This window comes from Halogeometricum sp. CBA1124 (genome assembly GCF_009741955.1).
In the GTDB taxonomy this organism is placed as follows: domain Archaea; phylum Halobacteriota; class Halobacteria; order Halobacteriales; family Haloferacaceae; genus Halogeometricum; species Halogeometricum rufum.
Genome location: NZ_WPCD01000003.1, coordinates 46,230 through 68,781, shown reverse-complemented (window position 1 = coordinate 68,781; position 22,552 = coordinate 46,230). Strand labels below are relative to the sequence as shown.

General features: G+C 56.1%; 16 protein-coding genes and 1 pseudogene. 15 read left to right on the top strand and 2 right to left on the bottom strand.

The genetic code is table 11. The features are described 5' to 3' along the window. Nucleotides 1-125 precede the first annotated feature (125 nt). From GJ632_RS00975 to GJ632_RS00970, 3 genes are all read left to right on the top strand, one after another. Entirely contained in the window at nt 126-1,229 is a 1,104-nt protein-coding gene (locus GJ632_RS00975) for a GAF domain-containing sensor histidine kinase (RefSeq protein WP_197427784.1), read from the top strand. Nucleotides 1,230-2,114: 885 nt separating this feature from the next. Further along, nucleotides 2,115-2,291, top strand: a complete 177-nt coding sequence (locus tag GJ632_RS21760) for a hypothetical protein (protein WP_197427782.1) — start codon at nt 2,115-2,117, stop codon at nt 2,289-2,291. Further along, a complete protein-coding gene (locus GJ632_RS00970) occupies nt 2,288-3,529 on the top strand; it encodes an RNA-guided endonuclease TnpB family protein (protein ID WP_191451678.1) in 1,242 nt (413 codons plus the stop codon). The genes GJ632_RS21760 and GJ632_RS00970 overlap by 4 nt, the downstream gene beginning before the upstream one ends. A 197-nt stretch (nt 3,530-3,726) precedes the next feature. Here GJ632_RS00970 and GJ632_RS00965 read toward each other — a convergent pair whose 3' ends face one another. After that, entirely contained in the window at nt 3,727-4,380 is a 654-nt protein-coding gene (locus GJ632_RS00965; RefSeq protein ID WP_231751229.1) for a winged helix-turn-helix domain-containing protein, read from the bottom strand. A gap of 329 nt (nt 4,381-4,709) precedes the next feature. Between GJ632_RS00965 and GJ632_RS00960 the strand changes: the two genes are divergently transcribed. The 5 genes from GJ632_RS00960 (at nt 4,710) to GJ632_RS00935 (ending at nt 15,827) form a co-directional block, all read left to right on the top strand. Next, nucleotides 4,710-5,834, top strand: coding sequence for a halocin C8-like domain-containing protein (locus GJ632_RS00960; protein WP_197427780.1), 1,125 nt, complete (start codon nt 4,710-4,712; stop codon nt 5,832-5,834). A 1,078-nt stretch (nt 5,835-6,912) separates the two neighbouring features. After that, a complete protein-coding gene (locus GJ632_RS00950; protein WP_191451676.1) occupies nt 6,913-7,812 on the top strand; it encodes a DNA-binding protein in 900 nt (299 codons plus the stop codon). 215 nt (nt 7,813-8,027) lie between these two features. Beyond that, nucleotides 8,028-9,092, top strand: coding sequence for a homing endonuclease associated repeat-containing protein (locus GJ632_RS00945; protein ID WP_191451675.1), 1,065 nt, complete (start codon nt 8,028-8,030; stop codon nt 9,090-9,092). A gap of 490 nt (nt 9,093-9,582) precedes the next feature. Further along, entirely contained in the window at nt 9,583-11,118 is a 1,536-nt protein-coding gene (locus GJ632_RS00940) for a hypothetical protein (protein WP_191451674.1), read from the top strand. Nucleotides 11,119-11,327: 209 nt separating this feature from the next. After that, complete coding sequence (locus GJ632_RS00935; RefSeq protein WP_191451671.1) at nt 11,328-15,827, top strand: NACHT domain-containing protein; 4,500 nt, start codon at nt 11,328-11,330, stop codon at nt 15,825-15,827. A gap of 38 nt (nt 15,828-15,865) precedes the next feature. Here GJ632_RS00935 and GJ632_RS00930 read toward each other — a convergent pair whose 3' ends face one another. Next, nucleotides 15,866-16,240, bottom strand: a complete 375-nt coding sequence (locus tag GJ632_RS00930; RefSeq protein ID WP_191451669.1) for a hypothetical protein — start codon at nt 16,238-16,240, stop codon at nt 15,866-15,868. Nucleotides 16,241-16,350: 110 nt separating this feature from the next. On the opposite strand from GJ632_RS00930, the gene GJ632_RS00925 reads away from it, so the two are divergent. From GJ632_RS00925 to GJ632_RS00895, 7 genes and pseudogenes are all read left to right on the top strand, one after another. After that, on the top strand, nt 16,351-17,772 hold the full coding sequence (locus GJ632_RS00925; protein ID WP_191451667.1) for a hypothetical protein: 1,422 nt from the start codon (nt 16,351-16,353) through the stop codon (nt 17,770-17,772). 99 nt (nt 17,773-17,871) lie between these two features. Continuing rightward, complete coding sequence (locus GJ632_RS00920; RefSeq protein WP_191451665.1) at nt 17,872-18,861, top strand: hypothetical protein; 990 nt, start codon at nt 17,872-17,874, stop codon at nt 18,859-18,861. A gap of 240 nt (nt 18,862-19,101) precedes the next feature. Beyond that, nucleotides 19,102-20,028 carry a transcription initiation factor IIB family protein gene (locus GJ632_RS00915; protein ID WP_191451690.1) on the top strand — a complete coding sequence of 309 codons (927 nt, stop codon included), beginning with the start codon at nt 19,102-19,104 and terminating at the stop codon, nt 20,026-20,028. Nucleotides 20,029-20,122: 94 nt separating this feature from the next. Beyond that, entirely contained in the window at nt 20,123-21,004 is an 882-nt protein-coding gene (locus tag GJ632_RS00910; protein ID WP_191451688.1) for a hypothetical protein, read from the top strand. Between the two features lie 138 nt (nt 21,005-21,142). Next, a complete protein-coding gene (locus GJ632_RS00905; RefSeq protein WP_049908471.1) occupies nt 21,143-21,331 on the top strand; it encodes a hypothetical protein in 189 nt (62 codons plus the stop codon). Nucleotides 21,332-21,422: 91 nt separating this feature from the next. Beyond that, on the top strand, nt 21,423-21,803 hold the full coding sequence (locus GJ632_RS00900; RefSeq protein ID WP_191451663.1) for a hypothetical protein: 381 nt from the start codon (nt 21,423-21,425) through the stop codon (nt 21,801-21,803). Nucleotides 21,804-21,870: 67 nt separating this feature from the next. Next, nucleotides 21,871-22,532, top strand: a pseudogene (locus GJ632_RS00895) (DUF6735 family protein). Nucleotides 22,533-22,552: the final 20 nt, after the last annotated feature.

Here is a 22,552-nt window from a genome sequence, read left to right as displayed (position 1 = left end):
TTCCCCCGTGGAGGTTAGCTTCGGCGAATATGCCGTTGCGGACGAGCATCTGTTTACGGGTGTCATTCAGGATGTCTCCGACCGAAAAGCAGCCGAACACCGGCTCCACCAGCACACCGTCGAAGGTGACTCAACTCCACGAGATTGCCACTGACATCACCGCGGCTGATTCGAGAGCGGCGATCCACCAACGGGCCGCTGATGGCGCTGTCGAGTTGTTCGGGGCAGATGTCGCCCGAGTTGCCGTCGTAGAAGGTGATCAGTTTGTTCCGGCCGCCAGCTCTGGTTCCGAAGATATCGACGATAGTGAGCCGATGCCGCTCTCGTTCGGGTACGCCGGTCAAAGCTATCAAACCGACACGGTCCTTCGAGTCGACGATCTCGCCGACACGCGGTCAGCAGCCAGGTCGCCCATCCGTGATGGTGGGGGAAAATCCGAGCCCCAGTCATGTGAGGATCCTCGAGCGTTGCTGAGTATCCCGCTCGAAGGCTACGGTGTCTTACAGGTGTTCGCGTCGGAGCCGGGTGCGTTCGCCGAACGCGACGAGGACGTCGCAGAGATGCTGGCAACCCACGTCGTGACGGCCCTCGATCGGATGTCCGCAGAGGCGATGATCCGCCGAGAGCGTGACCGTCTCGAGGAGTTCGCCAGTCTGCTGTCTCACGATCTCCGAAATCCCCTGAACGTCGCACAGGGTCGTCTGGAACTCATCCAGATGACTGGCGAGATAGACCACGTTGACGCAATCGACCGGGCGTTGAATCGGATGGAACGGCTAATCGAGGATATGTTGACACTCGCTCGCGAAGGCGATGCCGTCGGAGAAACGGAACCGGTAGCACTGCGCGCGGTCGCTAATCAAGCCTGGACAAACGTCACAACCAAATCAGCTTCGCTCGAGGTCGAGTCGAGCGTCCAGATCGACGCGGACCGCAGTCGGCTCATCCAGGTGTTTGAGAACCTGTACCGGAACGCAATCGAACACGGCGGCGACGGAGTCACAATTCGCGTCGGCTCCCTCGACGACGGGTTCTACATCGAAGATACCGGCCCCGGCATCCCAGAAGACGAACGAGACGACGTCTTCGAGAGTGGGTATACGACCAACCAGGACGGCACCGGGTTCGGGCTCGCGATCGTCAAACGCATCGTCGAAGCCCACGGGTGGAAAATCAAGGTCACCGAGGGCACAGACGGTGGGGCCCGGTTCGAGGTTTCAGGCACCTAATCTGGGTCAATATTGAGAGTGTGAGGAGACGGAGACGAAAGCCCTCGGCCGCTCGACGTCCCGCGACCACCGCTGCGCGCCTCGTGCCTGCGGTGCTTGCGGGGTCGGGGGACGACCGAGGCGGCCTCGCCCTTTCTGAGTCCGCCAGGACGGTAGCTGCCTCACCGAGCGACGTAACCAGCTGAACAGGTGTGTACGTAGCGGCCCGCCCCGCTCGCCGCTGCCGCCCTCCGCGTCGCTCGCGACCGACCATTCCGGGCGTGCGGGCGCTCTCCGCACCGCCCGCGCCCGTTCCGGGCTAAAGTGCATGTGCCCTCGGCGCCAGCGGGTAAGCGCGAGGGGTTGCGCGGCATGGCTGCTCACCCCGACTGGGAGGGCTCTGGTTGAGGCATCAAAGAACTGTTCACGGAGTGGTTATTTTCGTCGTAGAAATCGACGAATCCCTGGTAAGTAGATATACGAATTGACGATTACCCGTTTACCACTCGTTCTTTATAAATAAGATATGCTAACGGACTCATTAGAAGATAAATGAGGGCAGTCATTCCCAAAAATAGCTCGCTAGAATCTATCGCTAAACTATAGAATAGACCGAGTCCAACAAGAACGTATGCCGCAGCGAGTGCCCATATAATTCTCATCGTACATAATGAGTTCATGCCTAATGAAATAATGATTGTGGAGCCTTTCCTCCGTACTTACCGATTCAAACCAAGTCTAACAGCTGTTCTACGAAACCTCATTCTGACTGCGTAGTGCGGTGGTGTTTTTGAGCGCCTGCGAAGGATGCAGGCGCGTTCGGTTGTGCCTGCACAGCATAGGTGATTCGAGATGCGACACCCCCACCAGCGACAGGTGTATCGACAGACAGAGGTGCGATGACCGATGGCGGTCGAACTGAACGAGATCGAAGAGGCCGAAGTCGAACTGGAACAGTGGTTGGTCGAACAGACCGAGAACGGCGTCCCGGAGATCGTCCTCGTAGGGCTCCTTCGGGACTACGCGGACGACATCGAACATCTCGGCTATGTGCCCCGAATGTGGGGTGAGTCAGAGCAATGAGACGAACCAACACCTTCGAAGTCGTTCCTCAGTCGGAACAAGACGGGGCCGTCCTTCGACGCCTCCTCGAAGCATCAGCGAGCCTCTGGAACCAGCTGACGTATGCGCGCCGGCAGCAGTTCTTCGCCGGTGAGAGCGTCTGGGACTGTGACGGCTACTACGACGAGTACGTCAACGTGTTGGGGTCGGCGACGACTCAGCAGGTCACCCGCGTCAACGACGCCGCCTGGCGGTCGTTCTTCGAGACGGTCGAGGAGGCCGACCAGGAGGTCAGTCCCCCCGGCTACTGGGGCAACCACGATGACGGCCGCGATCTGCGGACCTACATCCGCAACGACGCCTACACGATCAACTGGGGCGAGCGCTCCCGGCTCGAAGTGCCCATCGGCAGCCAGCTCAAAGACGAGTACGGCTTCGGTCGGTTCGAGCGGCTCCGGGTTGCGATCCGCGGTGAACCGCACTGGCAGGGCGACCAGGGCCGTCTCCACCTCACCTACGACGACGTCGACGAGACGTATCGGGCCCATCAGCCGGTAACGGTCTCCGAGGCCGAACAGGCGACGCCGACGGGGACGGACGTCGCCGCACTCGATATCGGCGCGAACGTCCTCGTGGCGTGTACGACGACGGCCGGCGACCAGTACTGGTACAGCGGCCAGGAGCCGTTCCGGCAGTTCCGCGAGACGACCGAGCGCATCGCCGACGCCAAAGCGAAGCTGCCGGATGGACAGGAGACTAGCAAACGAATCCAGCGGCTCTATCGGAAGCGGTCCCGCCGGCGCGACCACGCCGTGAACGCACTGCTCCGTGACCTGGTCGAGCGGCTCCACGACGATGGCGTCGAAACCATCTACCATGGCGATCTCACCGGCGTCCTCGGCGAGTACTGGTCGGTCGAGGCGAACCTCAAAGCGCGTGCCTTCTGGGCGCATCGACAATGTCTCGACCAGCTCGCGAACGTCTGTGAGGAGTACGGCATCGAGGTGGCCTCACTCTCCGAGGCGTGGACCTCCCAGACGTGTCCGGAGTGCGGCGAGCGCGAGCGAACCCGCCGGCATCGCGAGACGCTGACCTGTCCGTGTGGCTTCGAGGGGCACGCCGACCTCGTCGCGTCGCGGACGCTGCTCGAACAGGCGACGAACACTGCGGTCAGGCCGACGGCACGGCCCGTGCGGTTCCAGTGGGACGACCACCAGTGGTCCCCCGCCGAGGGGGCCGCGGTGGGGCCCAACGAATAGCGCACAGACCCGCAAGGTGCCGCCGTGGTGTCGCCGTGACACCAGCGAGCGGACGCTCCGTGAACGCGGAGTGGATGTCGATCCGCTGGTCGCTCGCAGTTATCAGACGTTTCAGTAAGTGTTGTAAAAAACGCAACTTCCTGCTCACAATAGCCGGTTGGACATTCTCATTTAATAGGTTCTTGTCGTTATTGGGGTTAGACGGTGTTTCGACCGCCTCGAAATAGAATCGGTTCAGCAGTGTCTTTCACCGACTCGAACTGTTCGACCGCCCAGTCGACAGCGGTCTCAGTATCGTTCAGTATACAGCCCTGAATTCCTTTTTCTGTGTAGACGACGATACCCACATCCGTGTCATCGACGATCCACAGCCCATACGCGTAAGGGATTGGCCCACGGAGCAACGTGACGTCTGGGTCCTCTACAGCTTCTCTCGTCTCTTGGGGTTGCAACTCGTATAACTGGTCAAACACGTCTCCATCGACCACTAACTCCAATTCGTATGCATCACCTGTAACGGCAGCGTCGTAGAAGTCCATCGCTGAGCCCACAAGAGCCTTTGGCGCGAATCCACGAACGAGAGAGGCCTCGCGGATTGACTGAAGCATTGGGTCAAGAACCGCGTCCGGGACGTTCTCCTCCGCAATATGCGCAGTTGACCCCGCGAGAAACGCTTCATGGATAGAAGTTTCGGTGGGGAGCGCAGCGAGAATCGGTGCTGCGTCGGCGAGATCGTTGAGAAACGATGCGTACTCGTCGTGTTTACGATATGCACACACCCCGGCCGCAGTTGCGTGCCATTCACCGTCCCGATACTCAACGAGGTGTGCGTCAGCGAGCGAGCGCAGCACTCAATCAATCGTCGACCGCGAAGAGTCGAATAGTTCGGTAAGCTCACGTTTTGAACGTGGGGCCGCGGTGAGGACACGAAGAAATCCCGACCGGTCTGCGATGAGCGATTCAAAATCGGCGGGATCAGGTTGTTCCATTAACGAGTTCTAGTAGCGTGGGCGTATTCAGTTCTGTGGAGGTCAATTGGTTGTACACGAACCATGTTAGCAGAATGTGTACAGCTTGAGGGGGGCCCTCAAAGCTTGCGGGGGGTACTCTTGTCCTACCAGTCGTATTCATCAATTAACGTGAATACAAGCCGCGAAAGAGTGCTAAGTGGTGTGTTACCATGGAGGAATCAGACTCCGACCCCGACTTTGACGAGGAACAGTATCAGAACGAACTGAACGACGCTGTTGACGATGGCGGTGGCTGTATGGAGACTCTCCAAGCAGCTAATCAGGTTTCCAACTCGAATGAGGCTAATTTTGGCAACTTTAACACTGATGAGAACCGGCGGTCTGTACTACAAAAAACAGTTGCCTCATTGGCTGGTGTTGCTGGGTTCGGTGGACTGTCCGGAATGGCTGCCGGCAGTAAAGGATCGACCGAGCCGAAATCCCGGGCATCTGACGACCCCGACTTCGAAGCAACTGATGTCGAAGTCCGTGCGGGTGACGAGGTTCCCCGAGCGACCGCTATGGCGCTGAATAATTCGGAAATCAACAAGCTCAAAGCTGTGATGCGATCCGAAGGGAAGATGCAGCCCTCTGGCATAGTTTCTGTCGATGTTGAGACAACCGATCCTGATCTGAACGATGTAGATCCTCGGGTGGTGATCGTTCCTTTTGAACCCGTTGGCAACCGTCCGGTCGATCCTCGGGACACAACTGGACAGACCGATCCAGCGAACGTCGGTGCATTGTTTGCCGTCACCGTCGTACAAGAAGGCGAGCGTCAAGCGGCAACCGCATTCGGGGTTGCTTCTCACCCAACACAGTCAGGAGCAAAAACCATCGAAAGAGTTGACAACGGTGCTTCAGACGCTGGGCAGTTCCAGGCCAAGCTGATGACGTTCGGCCAAGATCAGGCCGGCGAAGAGCCAGCAATGGTCGGATCCCAGACGACCAAACTTCCCATCCGAAATGCTCGTCGCCCGAACCAGGACCAGAACAGTTCCAGTTCGTTGAACTCGGTAGGGACAGGCTCCGGGGCCCTCTCCACGGCGCAGGTGTCCGAAGGCTCGATACTCTCCTGTTTCCAATGTACTACGCTGGTCGGTATCCTGTGTAAACTTGGAGGGGGTCGCCTTAGCCAAAGTACCTGTCTAGTGCGGTGTCTGCCTCTAATTACTACTATCGGGGGTTATCTGATCTGTTCCGGGGGCTGTCTGTTGGTCGTCGAGGCGATTTCACGTGTCGGCTGTGGACTTGGTTCAGGGTACGTCTGTATTGTCGCAGGGTACTGTAACTGAACTCTTATCCTTCTCCTTGCGTACTATAAATTATGACTCAAACAAACACGGATTCCGCTCGACTTCGTACTCGAATCGCCCTTTCTGTCGTCGGTGTGGTGGGTGCTGCCGCCCTCGGTTACCTCCTCCGAGGGCCAGAAGTCGCGTTAGCTATCGGCGCCGGCGTTGCTGTCGTGGAACTCTTTGTTGCGCTGTATCAACGCGTTAGGACAACGTGACTCCAGTGCCCCGGGCTCCGGAGTGGATGTCGATCCGCTGGTCGCCCCTTTTTCGTATCACTACGCAGTTGATCGACCCCGAAGACCTCACCTCAAAACATTTGGTCATCCCGTGATTCAGACAGACTATGAGCAGTAAAACCGTCGAGAAAGCTCGCTGGCTTGTCTATTTCGATAGGGTTGCTCGAGGAGTACTGCTACTTGGTGGTGCGTTTATTTTTCTACGGAAGATTGTCGCAAGCTTCCAGGTCTGTACTGCTGGTGAAGCATGCCCCCAACCATCACTTCTGAAGCCGTCGTTACAGCACTGTTCGGTGTGATAGTAATTTACGCGGGATATCGATTTCAACCTGAGTAACGGAAGTCGGGATCGGGGTTTGCTGAACAGACTTTGATCAGGCGCTAACGTCTCAATCTTCTCCAGTATCAAGCGTTTACGGCTCGCACCGCTCGCCGCATTCCGCCCTCCGCGTCGCTCGCGACCGACCATTCCGGGCATGCGGGCGCTCTCCGCACCGCCCGCGCCCGTTCCGGGCTAAAGTGTATGTGCCCTCGGCGCCAGCGCTTCACCCGTTCGGGTCCTCCGGACCTCGGCAAAGCCGACCGCGACGGACGTAGTTGCGTCGCGGCGAACGGGGAATGCGCTGGCCGCTCGCTCCGGGCGGGTCGGCGCGCGGTGCTGGTTGGGGTCACCTCATGCAGGCGCGCTCTCGCTCGCGCCCGGGAGGGCGCTCGCGAAGGCGCGAGCGAGAGCGCGCAGATGGTTCTGTCGGTCGTTGTCGTCGGAAAACCGCGATGTTGGAGCATCGCGGAGTCGGCGCGTGAGCGCCTTCGTGGAAATCACCCTGTAAGTGATTCCAATGTCTAGTAACAACGCTAGCGGAAAGGTCGTTTCGGTCGATGAACAGGCATTCGAGAAAGCGGGCGGTCAGGCGGTCGATGAAGACGGCTTCCCGGTCGTCGACGAGACGCCGGAGTTCGAGGCGGCGGTCGAGCAGGAGACGCAGGCGAAGGTGGATGCGAACCACCCGGACGGGATCGCGGACACGAGCGAGGATCGGATTCACGGCGTCACCCTCGAACAGGAAGAGCGCATTCGGGCGCGGGAAGCCGAACTGGAGCGCATCAGTGCCCAGGCCGAGCTGGGAACCCAGGACGGTCGCGAGCAGCGCACGCAAGAGGTCGCCGCTGAAGGGAGCACGAAGCGCCGGCAGGAGTTCCAGAAGCGGGCCGCGAGCGTGGACCCGATGGCCGACCCCGAACGAGATGATCCCCGAGCGGAGCTCTCCCAGGATGAACTGGCGACAGTGAACACGGAGGCAGACCGACTCGCGATGCGGGTGGATGGCTGGTCGCGCGCGGCGATCAGTCGACGCCTGGCCGAAGCCATCGTCGACGGCACGGACATGACGAGTGCGGTCGTGCGGGTGTTTGAGGAGTTGCAGACGGCCCCGGGGGGCACCGTGCCCATCGACGCCCTCGAGGACGTCGATCGCAGCACGGTCACGATCGAAGGCCGTGTGAAGACCCTCTGGGACAGTGATTCACCGGCCATCCAGCAAGTCGGGCTGATCGCGGACGAGAGCGGGCAAACGAAGGTGACGGTCTGGAAGGCATCGGACGCGCCGTGGATCGAGGAAGGCGAGAAGGTGCGCATCCACGAAGCGGCCACGAACTGGTACGAGGGCCGGATCTCGGTGGCCGTGACGGGGTGGAGCATCATCCACTTCCCGGAGCGCGGCCGATGGTGGGAAGCATAGCCAGTCGGAGCAGCCTTCTTTTTTTGCTGTGTGCCGGACCGACCCAGACCCCACCGCCCCACCCTCCGCTCCGTGCTCGCTTCGCTGCGCGCGCAGCCACGACCTCGAGACCCGGTCTGAGATTTATCCCTGAAACCGGGGGAAACGGTGCGCGACCGGGCGTGTTTGTCCCACCCCACGAGGGGTGCGGGCGTGCCCAACGCTCGGAGCTACGCATGAAAGTCGAAGGAGACTACACGTGTGACATCTGTGGCGAATCGTTCGAAACGAACGTCGAGATTGCCGGCCATATGCGTTCCCATCAGGTATCGATACCTGCTGAAACGATCATCGACGAACTGCAGCGACTAGCCGAAGAGAAGGGACGAGTTCCAAAACAATCGGAGATCGAAGAAGAGACTGGATTCACAAAAGGCGCATTGCGTTCAACGTTTGGGAGCTGGGACGAGGGATTGGAAGCTGCTGGACTTGACCCTCGAACGAACGGATATAGCGACGCAGAAATCATCGAGGAGCTACAACGAGTCGCCAGCCAGATCGGCCATTCGCCCTCACGAAATGAGTGGCGAGAATTGGGACGTGTCTCGGCCAACGCAGTCCAGACTCATTTCGGGTCGTGGAACGAGGGCCTCAGAGCAGCTGACTTAGAGACGACCACACAGCAGACCGCCACAAGGGAGGATGTCATCGAGGCGATTCAGAATCTCGCCGCAGAACTCGGACGACCACCGAAGGCCCAAGAGATGGAACAGCATGGAGCGTGGTCGGTGAAAGTGGCCCAGCGATGCTTCGGCCGCTGGAATCGCGCGTTGCGCCGTGCAGGGTTCGAACCCCACAAACAATGGAGTGTCAGTGAAGAACAGCTCCATCGGGAGATCGAGCGCTTAGTCGATGAGCTAGGCCACGTCCCATCAACTATCGAGATGCGTGACTCTGGTCGCTATTCAGTTGGATCCTATGCCCGCCGGTATGGGACCTGGCAAGACGCCATCGAAGCGGCCGGGTTCGAGTATCCCGGCCGGCCAAGCGGCCCAGAGCATCCGTTCTGGAAGGGCGGCTACGGAGATATTTCGTACGGACCGAACTGGTACAGACAGCGCAAGCGTGCGCTCGACCGGGACGGCTTCGAGTGCCAGATGCCGGGCTGTCCGATTGACCGCGAGACCCACCGGGAACGCTGGAACCGTGACCTGAACGTCCACCACATTACGGGCTTGGCGTATTCATCGATGCCGACGGCGTCCTCGACTACGAACGAGCGAATCGGCTTGAGAACCTGATTACGCTCTGTCAACGCCACCATACGATGTGGGAGGAGTTCGCTCCACTCCAGCCCGATATTCGTTAACCGCTTCCAGTGGTGTCTATCTGCTCCCGGCAATGGGTGGCGGGGGCACCACCTTCCCGTCCTACTATGACCGATGACACGACACTCACGGCCCGTGAACGGCTTCGTATTCACCTCCGGGAAGCCCGCCGCACGACCGATTCGCCAATCGTGCAAGCACAGTTAACGGCTGCTATGGATGCTTGGAAGGACCTGCCGCCGACACCCCTACGGGAGTGTCCTGTATGTGGGAAGGTCGGGCTGCCAGAGCGAATCAGCAATCACGAGTGCGACCGGCCGATTCAGCTACGCATGAGTGAGTAAGAGTAGTTCAACAATTATTCAATCTGAGACCGTTGGGTTGCCCGCCGCGAAAAGTAGGCCAGTCGATGTGGGCCACGAACTACGTATATTTATTCTGCTGGCACAACAGTCTTGACACAATGAGTTCGGGTGTTTTCCCCGAGAACCTCCGCTACATCTCGTCTCTGGGGAGATATAATACCGAACGCCGCCCAGTCATACGGCAATATTTTGCCAGCCGTATTTCGGATGACGAATTCACCCACGAGAAACTTGGTATAGCCGAAATCAGGGAGTTCGCCAGTCAAAAACAGTCGAGGGCAAAGGACACCGCTCCCGATTTCGAGGAAATGTTCCAAGAGTCGCTTCTTACACTTCCAGAGGATATTAACCCCCAAGATTTCCAAGGGTATCTACTGTTTCGATACAGCCATCTCGAGGAGCCACTATCCGATCAGGATGAATTTACCATTTCTGATCTACTCTCGTTCGAAGCATTACTTCGGGATACGATCTTGGAGGAGCCCGAGCCGGTCCTGTCTGATTTGAACCGATTCGAATCGAAGGAAGACTATGCTGATTTCTCGAATATCGAAGAACCGAGCAAGCAGTTCCGGCAAACGTGGAATCGGAGGGTTACACTCAGCCGAAAGGAGATAATTAAGTCGTTCGTAGAGGGGACTCTGCCTGACGATCCAGCTATTGATCCAAGCCGTCATCAGGAACGAATCGAAACAGCTCAGGATATTCTTGAGTTCCTTTCACATTCGGGGGAGAACTCTTCACTAGACTTCTTTTCGAATCCTGTATTCCAAGTAAAGGAGTCGGAGGAGCGTAAGATCGTTGTCCCCTTTCCTGAAGTGTTGTTGACTACAGCACAGTACCGTATTGAGGAGTTCGTTGGGCAGTTCAAGCAGGTACAGGAAGTAGAAAACAGAGAGAAGGGCAGTGTTGTTGAGGATCTAGCTCAGGAATTACTACAACAGATACCCAGTCGAAACTTCGTCAAGGAGTTTGAGTATATCCATGATCCCAACCCTGGAGAAGCAGATGGCCTTCTCTTTTTCGAGGATTCATATTGGGTGGCCGAAGTAAAATCCCATCCAATCTTTCGGAAGGTTCCGAATCGTGTAGAGCTTATTAAGAGCCGATTTACACAGAAGGTGACTCAGGCTGCCAATCAAATACAGAACACCATGGGCTATCTTGACAGTCTAGACGATGAATTCGGTTTGGTGTATAACCTCACCGGCAACAAGAACTCCGGTGAGATGGATACAGGCGGCATAGTCATCCTTGACGGATTTCTTCCCACATTGTACTCTGGTAACGAGCGGGCCGATCAACAATTGGGAATGGGCGAGCTCCACGACCACATCGAAGAGCACGAACGGATAGTGGTTATCACACTCTACGACCTCTACCAACTCATTCAGGAGGACGAAGCAAACCTGTTCGATGAGTACTTGCTTTGGCGAACTGGATACGAGGGGAATATGCCGGTATGGGGATTCAGCGAGCGAGAATATTGGGCATTCTATTTTGACAACTACCGGACTAACGACGAATTTCGTCAGGGCGTGGAAGAAGCAGCGGAAAAAGACATTATCACGGTCTACATCAGCGCTCGATTCAACGACAAATCACACCTAGATGGTCTTACTAATAGCGAATGATATCTCCTATTGGGGGCCTATTTCAGTAAGCATCTTAGCGATTTTGATCGGCGGGCCCTTTGTTCCGTGACCTGTGCAGAGACGCAATGAAAAAAGTGCGGACTCACTGAGAATATTCATCGAACTAACCGAAGAAACCCAGCAGAGATGGAGCCACATCAGTTTAATACCCTATGTGATTCATAAACCAGACAGTACGTGATGCGGTAATGTCGAACGAAAGTGAGAATACGACTTCCCAAGATTCGGATATTACGGAGATAGCGGCTAGTACGAAGCGGACAGCGGCAGCTGCCCGTGGTTACACATTTCAGGATTTTGTAGCGGGAGCTTGTATTCTATCCGTCTTTTTTGAGGAGTCGGAAGCGGTAACTATTGAATGGCAACTTGAGGATGGAGACAAGTTCGACGATGTAATTCTTGAACGAGATGACGAGGTTGTCTGTATCCAAGTCAAAAATGGGATTGACTATACTTTGTCTTCGAGCGATCTCACGGGTTCAAGTTCCCGAGGATTGGGGATAGAGAACCTGGTTGAGTCAGCAGAGTCTCGGCTTGATTCAGGAGATGGCTCACGTTTTGTAGTATTGACCTCATTCAACCGGGAACCAGGATCAGGGGTCGAGTTTACAGAAGAATCCAGGTCTCTATCTTTGCTGGACGAGGTCAAGTTCCCTGCTAAAAAATTAGCAGATGGACAAGGCGTAGTTACGGATGATACCGAGGTCGAATTCATACTGGGAGCGCCAGGAATTGATGTTGAAGGAGATGGAGTAATAGAATCGATCCAGCGGACTGACTTCTTTGAGCAAATTTTAGGGAGTGTTGCACCTCGTTTAGAGCTTCGAGAGAACCCTGAAATCGATGATCCGCGTACCCTGACTGAGAGAGCGGTTAACTTGGCGAGGTGGGCCAGAAATCAACCGGTTCTACGGTTAGATCGAGAAGAGATTATCCACCGTTTAGAGCTGAGTCCGTCGCCTATTTTTTCTCAAAAATTCCCTGTTGAAGACGGGTTTATTCGGCCTCAGTGGATTACTGAGGTGGAACAAGCCTTTGACAATCCTGTTGACCGAGTTTTAGTGGAGGGCAAGCCTGGGAGTGGGAAGTCTACCGGTATTGAGTTGCTTCATCAGAGTTGGGGAGAACCGAATAATCAGCGAACATTACGTTTCTATCTTTACGTGCCGGAGGATGCGGACTCGTTGGAGAAGAAGAGAAGTGACCCTGCTTGGTTCCGTCATCAACTTGCAGCCCAAATTCATGCCACGTTTCCAGAAGCATTCAACGACGATGTCTCAGTACCTGTATGGACAGGGATTGACGATTTACAGAGATACATCGACATTGTCGCTGAGTGGGCGGAGGAGGATGATGAGCGTGTTCTGATTATCGTTGATGGCTTGGATCATGCTCTTCGGCAGTTTGGTGGGACAACGGCTACAGAACCTGCTGAAGGAACTGTATTAGAGGAGATTGGGAAGCTGGAATTCCCGGACCCATTAGGTCTTTTAATGGTGAGTCGTCCTCTGTCCCCGGAAACGCGTGCGACTTTGAACGTAGATACTCAAATTGATGTACCTCCGTGGACTCCTGAGGAGATCCAGGAGTATCTGAAGAGAAATGAAGTGTCGCCTGGTGGTGGACTTATTGGCGAGATGGAGGATGTTTCAGGCGGCCTTCCGGTGATTCTCGCTCATCTCGTCCGTAAGGCAGAATTGCATGAAGAGGATGTTCAGGCTGGTATAGAATCTGCTTTGGAGGAGGCGTCTCATGTGGATGGAGAGCTTGAGCAGTATTATAAAACAATCTGGGAGCCTTTGGAGCCATATGAGCGTGATGCGACGACCCTGGTTGCGTTAAATCCGACAGGCTTGCATGAGGGTATAGTTGATGCAGTGGTTGACTTGCCGTATGTTCAGGAGAGCATCTCGCTTGATGAGGCTCCCCTTGCCCATATTTTAGATCCCTTGCCGGATGGCCGGTTCCGTATTTTCCATGACAGCTTCCGGGCGTTTACAGAGGGTCAACTTGATGAAGAGGAAATTGAGAATGGACATGAGCGATTATACTACTACCTGTTCAACCAGTCTACGTTCTTCCCTACGAATTTAGAGAGCCTTCGATACCACGCGGAGAAGGGACCAGGTCGTAGTGCTCTCAAAGAGTTAGCCGACCTGGATTATGTCCTTGGCTGGTGGCAAGACGGCGTCCACCTTGATTTGATGTCTGAGACTTTGGAGCTGGCATTTGATGCCGCGTTACAGGATGGAGACTATACGACGGCAGTTGACTGCATCGTTCTCGGAGGCGTATCCCGGAACATGCTTGAAACTTATATAGATGATCGCTTGCGGCTTACTTATTATATTTCTCGCGGTGATCGTGAGAAGGCTCTTCGTTTGGTTAACCAGGTCCGGGATTTTGATGGTGGTAGTGAGGAGGCGCTTCAAGCTATGCAGGTCATATCACAGGCCTGGGAAGATGAGTTGGATAAGGACTGGCTTGCGTCCTGGGAGGAAGATTACCGAAGTGTTGATCAGCCCAGTTGGGACCCGAATGCGTACTTCGAGGTTGCAGCGAAGGTTTTAGAACAGGATCAATTTTGGGAGTTGTCGGCAGATATTGTACGCAAGGACACAGAAGAACACTTCCCCCGAGAGGTGCTTGCTGCTGTTGAAAAGAACCTTGGTCTCCTTGATGTTCAGCCTGACCCACCGGATTGGCTGTTTGAAAATCCGGGATTAGCACTGGAAGCGTGTGAGAGCTTAGTCGATGATCTGCCGGAGTCTTGGCACGAAGGTCTTCGAGAGAATGCACCAGACTGTTCTTCTCTATCTTTAGCAGCTCTACACACGCTACTCAAATGTGGAAGACCTGAGGACGAAATTTCCCAGAGGATAGATGGTCTGGAGTTGAGTGAACCTATTGATGAGCCGGGTGATGGAGGGGCCGAGTTCTATGATGTCTACTATACGGGTTCAATACTTGCCGGCTTAGGAAAGTCCCCAGATGAGCTGATTGATACTGTTGAGGATATGTCCACAGAGCAGGTGCGGATTCAGAAGTTGATGGCTTTGATGGGCGCTACATCGACACGAGCTTCACCAACCGAAACTGAACGCTGGGTTGATGCGACCCTGGAGTATTTACAGGAGATTCTTGAGGATGGTTCTATCGAGGATGTGAGAACCCAGTATATGGATAGCTGGAGGTATAGCCAGGCGGTCTCATCAGTGTTCGATACATTCAACGAGGTGGTTGATCAAGGATCGGAGGGTCTGAGCAGGCAAGTTCTACAGATAGCAGATAATCTTGATTCTGAAGACCGGTTGGTGAAGCAGATTTCCCGAACCTTGGATGAAACTCGGGGAGACCTGTTTCCTGATGAAGCACTGCCTGAGGGTTTTGAACAGCGTTACGAGGAAATTCTGAAACGTCCTCCGGAGGAAATGCCGCCATCTGAAGAGATTATGGATTTGGCTGTCAGAGCAGCCAGAGCTGGCTATGATGAGCACGCTGAGAAATACGCTAAAAAAGCGGTAGACCACTGCTTCAGATACGGATACCGGAAGGATATGTTTCTCAGTGATCTTTGGAACGGGCTTGAAGATATTGCTGATGGCGACTGGGATCGTCACCTCGGTACCGCTATACAGTTAGTCAACTGGGCGAATCTGCTTCATGAGCTGACGGACGGAAAGGAGACACACCACTTCGAGGGGAAGTTCTTGAAGTCTCTTCTCAATGACGGAGCTATTGATTATCACACTGCGGAGGAGCGTGCCAGGCATAATACGACGATACGTAAGTTGTGGGACTGGCGTTTACGGAATACAGAGGGTTTGACAGCCGATGAATTAGAGAGTATGGTTTACGTCAAGGAAACCAAGATTCGCAGCAGTCAGCATTCGAATAGGTCGCTTCCATTCTTCTCTAAGGCTGCTGAGGTTGCAGATGAATTTGGCTGGGATCATGTGGTTGTGAAGGCACTTTATGCATTGAATCGAGGAGACTATGTTCGAGATGGAATTAGTGATGAAGAGGAACAGCATCTTCGGGACTTAGCCTCTAAGCATGGCGTAGAGATTCCAGAAGATCTTGATGAGAGTGATGGCTCTGGAGATTACGAGGAACAGGATGAGGAAGAGATTGATGAAGATGACACGGTTCGTCTACTATTGTCTGAGCATTCGGAAGAAGACCCCCTCGAACCCGGCGATTTTGATGAGTTAACAACGGATGAACTACTGACGGCAGGCGATCTGCTTGAAGAACGGGGGATTGGTTCAATGAGGTATGATCCAACTGCGACTGCACCGATTGCTCGTGTGCTTACGGAGCGGGATGAAACCGAGAGGGCAGTTCGTCTGTTGGAGAACGTGATTGCGGAACGTGATTTAATGCATTGGTGGCTTGGTGGAGGTCGTACTCGTTTCGTGGTATTGGCGGATGTCCTGGTCGATTTATGTGGTGAGGATGCCTTGGAACATGTCCTGACTGCTTGGCGCAGAGGACGTCTTGATACGATGGATTATCAAGGTGTTTTCCCGCAGTTAGTCTGGATTGTAAAAAGAACAGAAGGCCAAATAGCCGCTGAGGAACTGTTCTCCCATACAATAGACTGGATGAGACGGCTTTCATGGCCATATGAAGACAGAGTTCAGAAATGGGGTACTCTTGAACCGGCCTCATATCGAGATGTATGAGACCGTTTGGATCGGGTGAGAAAACGAGAATCTTCCGGTTACTGGTTCCGGATGGCTTTGAAGTAGTTCACGACTGGGCCACCGAGTCCGAAGACTGCAAGCCCGGTCAGCAGGTTTCTCAATCCGGCTAAGCCGAAAATATCCCCGATCAGGAGGTCAAGGAGGATGGAGAAGTCTAGTATCAGAGCAAGATCGACTGCTCCGATCAAGGCAGTAATGCCGAGTACGCGGAGAACATCAGCTGCTGGGACGACTCCGTAGTAGTGGCCGACGGTTAGAGCTGCTACGAGAAGGAACAGGAGCGGTGATACTTCGTCGATACCTCGTGAAATAAGGGTGCCTTTGTCTCCCCGGTAGTATCCGACGGCGAACTTCCCTGTTTGCCAGAGATCGCCAAGTAGACTCCCCGACATCTCTTCTTGTCTTACCAGCAGGATTTCACGTAATCTTGTATAAGCTTTGGGCTGTAAGTGGTCGGAGTCCTTCGGTTCTAACGCTGTTTGCTGGGCGTTTATGACACTGGATGAGCGAGTACGATTCACCAATGCCGTACATCGAGGATCTCGACGATCTACAGTGGTACCGGGAACACTTCGGTGATATCTGGCAGTCAGCCACTCTCACGTTCTCAAGTGTCGAAGTCGACGGAGTGCAAATCCCGAATGGAGAACTCGAGTTTTCCCGAGAACCTGGCGAGGAGAGTACGGAAGTCCTGTACTGTGAGGGAGCTCTTTCGATCTACAAGGTTACCTCCACCTCTCCCTTCGATCTGCTGGAGCAGATAATCAACGGGGAGATTCCCACGGACGAGGGAACAGCTGAGATCGAAAGCGAGCTCCGCCGACATAACCCCAGCAATTATTTCCAAGATGGTGTGCGGGAGGGCCGTGTCCGAGAAACCCGTCCCCGGATGGAGGTCAACGCAGCTGTCAGTATCGACATCCCAGAGGACATTGAGGACGGGTATTCCGAGGTAATCGACGAGTTAGATGATCAGTTGATGCAAGCAGAAGAACCGTACTATGATCTTGGACGCTGCGAAGGCTACTACTTCGACTACATCTTCCGGTCGGACCGTGAAAGTCCGGCTATCCTGTTGTTCGCTGATTCAGGGATGGAGTTCAGCATCGATGACTCAGATACGCTTGAGGTTGTTTCCCCTACAAGCCTGTTCGAGGACTTATTCGTCAGTGTGCTTCCTCAGAAGCCGCACGACGAACACAAGGGTTGGCAAATTGAGTTCGATGAGGAACAGTTGGAGTCGATGGAAGATGGCCGGTCACGGTACACCGAGGAGCTGGACTTAGAGGATATCGATGAGCTCTACGCGGTCCTGTATCTTGAGGATGAGATGGTCAATATGGTCGAACACAACACGGGCGATGTAGTCCCAGAGAACCCTCGCTACGAGATTATGCAGGCGTTCGACCAAGACAACAACTTAGAGGGATATCTGGAGGGACACAACGCCGATTACTTCGAGGTAGCGGTGGTGAACGCCTTGAGTACGGCAGGCTGGCTTGTCCAGTGGTACGGGGATGATTCGTTCGTTATCCCCAGTTTCTCCGAAGACGTCCCTGGGGCACCCTACCAAGAGATCGACGTAATCGCTTACCATCCTGAGAACACACAGATCCTCTTCATCGAGTGTACTAACCAAGATATCTCTTCGAAAGAGCAAATCCTGGATCGGACTGAAGCAATCAGCTCCGTGCTCGACGACTATCTCATCCCCACGGACATCGGATTGATCGAGCCTTTGCAAACGGTTCCCTGTGTCGCAACACCTCAGACACCAGAGGAACTCAATGACGAGGTAGTAGAGGAGTTCAAGGAGAAAGGCATCAAGATTCTGGACAGCAAACGACTGAAAGCGATCTATGCAGCGAGTCAGGATACGACGGATACGGTGGACGCAGACACCCAGTTCATAGAGGTCATCTAATTATCTCTCCAGTGTTCTGCGAGGCGTAGGTCTGGTTATTTCACTTTCACTTTGGTGACCGAGCGCTAATAGGTCTCGATATGGAACTGATAAGTATAGATGACAACCCGAAGATCTGTCTTGAAAGGTCTCGGCTGCGCGGCTACTCTATCTCTCACCGGTGCTGGGTCTGCGGTTGCCTCAACACAGTCCGGTAGTTTCAGGCAGTCCGTCAGGCATTTCGAGGAGGAGTTGAAGGACCGGGGGTTCACGAAGTTTGAGTCGTTGCAAGATTCGGGGAGTTCCCCTGACGAGGAAGGTGAGTACACTACCCGGGTTTACCACAAAGAGGAGGTTACAGAGGAGATAAGGGAGGAATCTGAAGGGGAGGTGGAACGACCGGGGGCTGTTTTCTTTGAACAGGAATTGACCGGTGACTGGGAAGGTTCCTGGACGATCGATGCATCACTGGGGAAGGTATCGAGTGAAACGGATTACGAGCTGAGCAACACGAACAACATCGATATGAGTTTATTCAAAATCAACGTCCCTATTCTCAGTCCTAGAGTGGACGCAGACTATACTAAGAAGAACACTACAGTAGAGAACCAGACGGTGAAAGGAGGTAGTAGTGAGTCAGAGAATTTGGTCCCGGCTCACGCAATCGGCCATATCGTAAGTTCGTATGAAAGTTTGCTGCTAGAGTTGGGGTGTAACGATCTTCGATACTCAGGTGGACTATGGCAGGATATGAGAGCGGGAAAGAAGTGGGGAAAGACGTTCGTTGCTCACGATGATGAAATTGACTACTCAAAAAGTGGAGTAGCTATGGCTCACCGCACCTATAACGCGGAATGGGATGGTGCAGAGAAGTCTTTAACAGAGGGAGTTGACGACGACGTGTTCAACAGTCATACTGATATCCGTGGATACCTCTCGATAGAGAGTCAGGGCGGAAATCAGCACTTAGCTGTCGGTGGGTTCTACATTAATGAGGACCAAGTCGATTTCAGCACTGGTCCCCTTTCGTCACCTGAGGTTGAAGTTGACGGGGAATCGCTTCACGAAGATATGATCAATTTAATGCGTTCCCGAGAGCTCAGTGATTGAGTTATTGATTCTTGAGCGGGTCAGCTATGTCGGTCTGAACTATCGTCTTGAAAGAATGCTTTCTGTCCATTCCCATCGTAAACCTCTGTCGTGTCTCTTGTCAGTGACCGGGTTTCCAGTGAACGGTTAAGGTGGATTTTGCCCTTCCAGTATCGGACTTCGGTCCTGTATTGAGTTTATAAACCCTCAATGGGTGAGGGGCTCGCTGTACTGGCGAGTTCCCGAATCACGGTGAGAATGATGGCAACTAGAGACATCTACGAAACTGGCTTCGACGAAGACGTCCGAACGGAATCGAGTGCGAACCAGTGTCCCGAGTGCGACGGACGGGTCACCACGAACGCGGTCGAAACAGTCTGCGAGGACTGTGGGCTGGTCATCGACGAACAGCGTATCGATCACGGGCCGGAGTGGCGTACGTACGACGACGAGGAGCACGAGCGAACGGGTGCTCCACTCACTGCGGCCCGCCACGATCGCGGCCTGTCGACAGAGATCGGTCGCGGTACCGACGCGAAGGGGAACGAGATCTCTGGGCAGAAGCGACGGCGACTCGCACGGATGCGCCGTGAGCAGACCCGGGGGCGCTGGCGGTCGAAAGCGGAACGGAATCTCGCACACGGGTTGGGCGAAGTGCGTCGGTTGGCGAGTGCGCTCGAGCTCTCCGATTCGGTCCGCGACCAGGCGTGTCAGCTCTTCCGAAGCGCCCAGAACGAGGATCTGCTTCGTGGCAGATCCATCGAGGCCATTGCCGCGGCCAGCGTCTACGGAGCCTGCCGGTGCAACGGCCTCTCGCGGTTAGTGGACGACGTCAGCGAGATGGCCCGCGTGGCGGAGTCACGGGTCACGAACGCGTACAAAACGCTGAACGAAGAGCTGGGCCTCCCCGCTGAGCCCGTCTCCCCCAGTATGTTCGTGCCGCGCCTCGCCTCGGACCTCGAGTGTCCGGACGAAATCCGACAGCGGGCCCGGACCCTCGCGGAACAGGCCGAGGAGCACGGCCTCACGACGGGCGTCCATCCGGCCGGGTTCGCCGCGGCCTGCCTCTACAAGGCCGGTCGCGAGGAGGGCCGATGGTTGACGCAATCCGAGGCCGCGGACGTGGCGAACGCCTCGAAGGCGACTGTTCGGGCACACCGGGATACGTTGGAGGAACAGGTCGCCTGAGACAGATCACTGTCTCTCCGTCTGTACTGCACATCGGTCTATCCACGCTACGATTTAAACACGAAGACGAGCCATGTTCTCTGTAGACTACTCTATGAACGGTCGTTACTCCGACTTTGAGGAACTGCGGCCAACCGGCGAGGCGTCCCACATTCCGGACACGAGGCTGGACGAGGGGTGTGAGGGTGCCCCCCAGCGGCAACGCGTCGCGACGAGCGCTGGTGGCTATCCTGATGCGCCGACGGCCGCCGATGGCGAGTGCAAGTCGTGTGGGGCGTCAGTCCCAGACGACCAGACGAAATGCCGGTTCTGTCTCACTAACCATCTCGGGAGTGACGCCACTAGCACGAACGAGACAGCGTCGATGACGTGCCTCGGCATCGTCCACCTGGTCGTCGAGTCGACCACGTTCTACGGCGCCGTCGCGAAGGGCGGCGCCGCGGCGAACCTTCTCTCCGCTAACGAGGCGGAGCCGGCCGTCGACGACTACACACTCATCTACGATCTCGACGAGGCGCCGGCGCGCCAGCTGGCCGAGCAATGGCCCTCACTCCCCGACGCGTTACAGGTGTCGTCAGAGGAGGGAGAGCGGCTTCTCAGTGTCGCCCGTGACCGGACTGGGTGGCACGGGCAGGAAGCGTCGGAGGATCCGGAGCAGGGCCCGACACGGCTCTACGACCAGCGTGGGGACGGCATCCGCGACGCGTCGCGTCTCGACGCGGTCCTCGACGACGCCGACGACGCGGTGTGGCTGGTTCCAGCGATAGCGCTGACCGAATCTACTGGCGAAGCTGGGGCTGATCGGCAAGAGTCGTCGGTACCGACGACGCAGGAACTCGACTGTCAAACCTGTGAACGGGCGACCGACCATCGGTTCAAGACCCACGAGTCGGTCCCGGATGAGGCGTGGACCGGACAACCGATCTGGGAGTGTCGGGTGTGTGGCTCGGCTCGCTACGGACCCAGTCTCGAGTAGCGCCAGTGCTGGGCGTCGATTAACCAACACCCTGCGAGTAGCGTCGAGGTTCGTTGGTTAAGGCAGCGAGCTCCTGCAACCCCGACGCCAGTCTCGATAGGGAGTCTTTCCGCGCCGGCGAGCGGTGAGGCGCTTCCGATGGAGCAAGAGTTCAAACAGGGCTACCGGATGCATCGTATACTCAGCAATCTCAACCGACTCGACGTCGACCGATTGGACGACGCGGATCGAGAGCGAGTCGAGACCGCGAGAGATCTCCTGGAGGAGGTGAGCCTTCTCACGCGGCCGGGCGACGGAGCCGGGGCGGACGCCCATGCAGATTCCTAACTGGAGTCGCCGGCCACGCCCAGGGAGGCACCTCTCGCGTCGGTTTATCGCCCCCGACAGGGGTGCGGGGGCGACCCCGTGAAGTCCAGACATGGCGACACTCCAAGCTGCGACAACGTCGACCGGCGCGATCGTATCGGATCCGCAGGCAGTCCGCGAACTCTGTGAGAGCTACTGCTTCGGGACGCTCGACTGGGAGGTGACCGAAGACGGAGAGCTCACCATCTGGGGGTACGACGACTTCGAGGTGTACGAGGCGCGGGAAAACGGCCTCCCGGACTACGAGGGCGGGATCGTGACCCACGAGTTCCTGCGAGAACTCGCCGACCACCTCGAAGCCAACGAAGAGTTCGATATCCAGACGGCGGGGTTCACCAAGTGCCGCTTCCCAGTCCTGGCCAAGCGGTACGTCGTTCGCGACGGCGAAGTCCTCCACGCGGACCTCAGTTCCCCCGACCCGATCGACGAGTAGCGTTGTTCGTCCCCCGGGAGGGGTGCGGGGCGATCCAGTCGCAGTCGCCCCGTGAGGTGATTGCTCGATGGGACACCGCGCACTCGTTGCGTACGAACGCACAGACGGACAGTACACGCTCCACTACAGCCATTGGGGCGCAGCGAACCTGAAGCTCAAGCACCGAATCTCGGCTGAGTCGCCGTTCGGTGGCGACGACACCGACTCCAAGTGGGCGAAACAGCTCCTCGCAGAGCTTGCCGATGGCCTCGAGGCAGAAGCCGTCGACGGCTACCTCGCTGGCGAGGATCGACCGTCGACGGTCGTCGAACCGAAGCCTCGTGCCACCGGGCTCACCCTCGACGAGATCGTCGCTGACCATCTCGACTACCTCCACCACGAGGCGTTCTTCGTGGTGTCGACGACGTTCGAGGTGACCGCCTATCGGACGCTGTGGTTCGGGCTCCAGTACGACTCGGAGACGGTCGAACAGGGAGAGACAGTCGGGAACGGCGCGCTCGCGACGGTGCGCTGGTACGACGGCGAGCCGGTCGGCGACGGCCACCTGCAGGGCCAGTTCGCGGCCCTCAAAGACGTCGTCGGCGATATGCTCGACAAGGGCGTCTTCACGCGTCGACGGCGAGACAGTACCTGAAACGGAAGCTGGCCGAGCGAGTTGGAGACCGGCAGGAGCTGCTCATTCCGACCGGAGAGTCACCCTTCGAGAAGGCGAGTCTGAACCACTCCTAGGTCGATCTGCTTCGTGGCAA

Excerpts from the sequence above, each read along its gene's own strand:
- GJ632_RS21760 (WP_197427782.1), top strand. The coding sequence starts at position 2,115 with ATGGCGGTCGAACTGAACGAGATCGAAGAGGCCGAAGTCGAACTGGAA.
- GJ632_RS00970 (WP_191451678.1), top strand. The coding sequence starts at position 2,288 with ATGAGACGAACCAACACCTTCGAAGTCGTTCCTCAGTCGGAACAAGAC.
- GJ632_RS00960 (WP_197427780.1), top strand. The coding sequence starts at position 4,710 with ATGGAGGAATCAGACTCCGACCCCGACTTTGACGAGGAACAGTATCAG.
- GJ632_RS00950 (WP_191451676.1), top strand. The coding sequence starts at position 6,913 with ATGTCTAGTAACAACGCTAGCGGAAAGGTCGTTTCGGTCGATGAACAG.
- GJ632_RS00945 (WP_191451675.1), top strand. The coding sequence starts at position 8,028 with ATGAAAGTCGAAGGAGACTACACGTGTGACATCTGTGGCGAATCGTTC.
- GJ632_RS00940 (WP_191451674.1), top strand. The coding sequence starts at position 9,583 with ATGAGTTCGGGTGTTTTCCCCGAGAACCTCCGCTACATCTCGTCTCTG.
- GJ632_RS00935 (WP_191451671.1), top strand. The coding sequence starts at position 11,328 with ATGTCGAACGAAAGTGAGAATACGACTTCCCAAGATTCGGATATTACG.
- GJ632_RS00930 (WP_191451669.1), bottom strand. The coding sequence starts at position 16,240 with ATGTCGGGGAGTCTACTTGGCGATCTCTGGCAAACAGGGAAGTTCGCC.
- GJ632_RS00925 (WP_191451667.1), top strand. The coding sequence starts at position 16,351 with ATGAGCGAGTACGATTCACCAATGCCGTACATCGAGGATCTCGACGAT.
- GJ632_RS00920 (WP_191451665.1), top strand. The coding sequence starts at position 17,872 with ATGACAACCCGAAGATCTGTCTTGAAAGGTCTCGGCTGCGCGGCTACT.
- GJ632_RS00915 (WP_191451690.1), top strand. The coding sequence starts at position 19,102 with ATGGCAACTAGAGACATCTACGAAACTGGCTTCGACGAAGACGTCCGA.
- GJ632_RS00910 (WP_191451688.1), top strand. The coding sequence starts at position 20,123 with ATGAACGGTCGTTACTCCGACTTTGAGGAACTGCGGCCAACCGGCGAG.
- GJ632_RS00905 (WP_049908471.1), top strand. The coding sequence starts at position 21,143 with ATGGAGCAAGAGTTCAAACAGGGCTACCGGATGCATCGTATACTCAGC.
- GJ632_RS00900 (WP_191451663.1), top strand. The coding sequence starts at position 21,423 with ATGGCGACACTCCAAGCTGCGACAACGTCGACCGGCGCGATCGTATCG.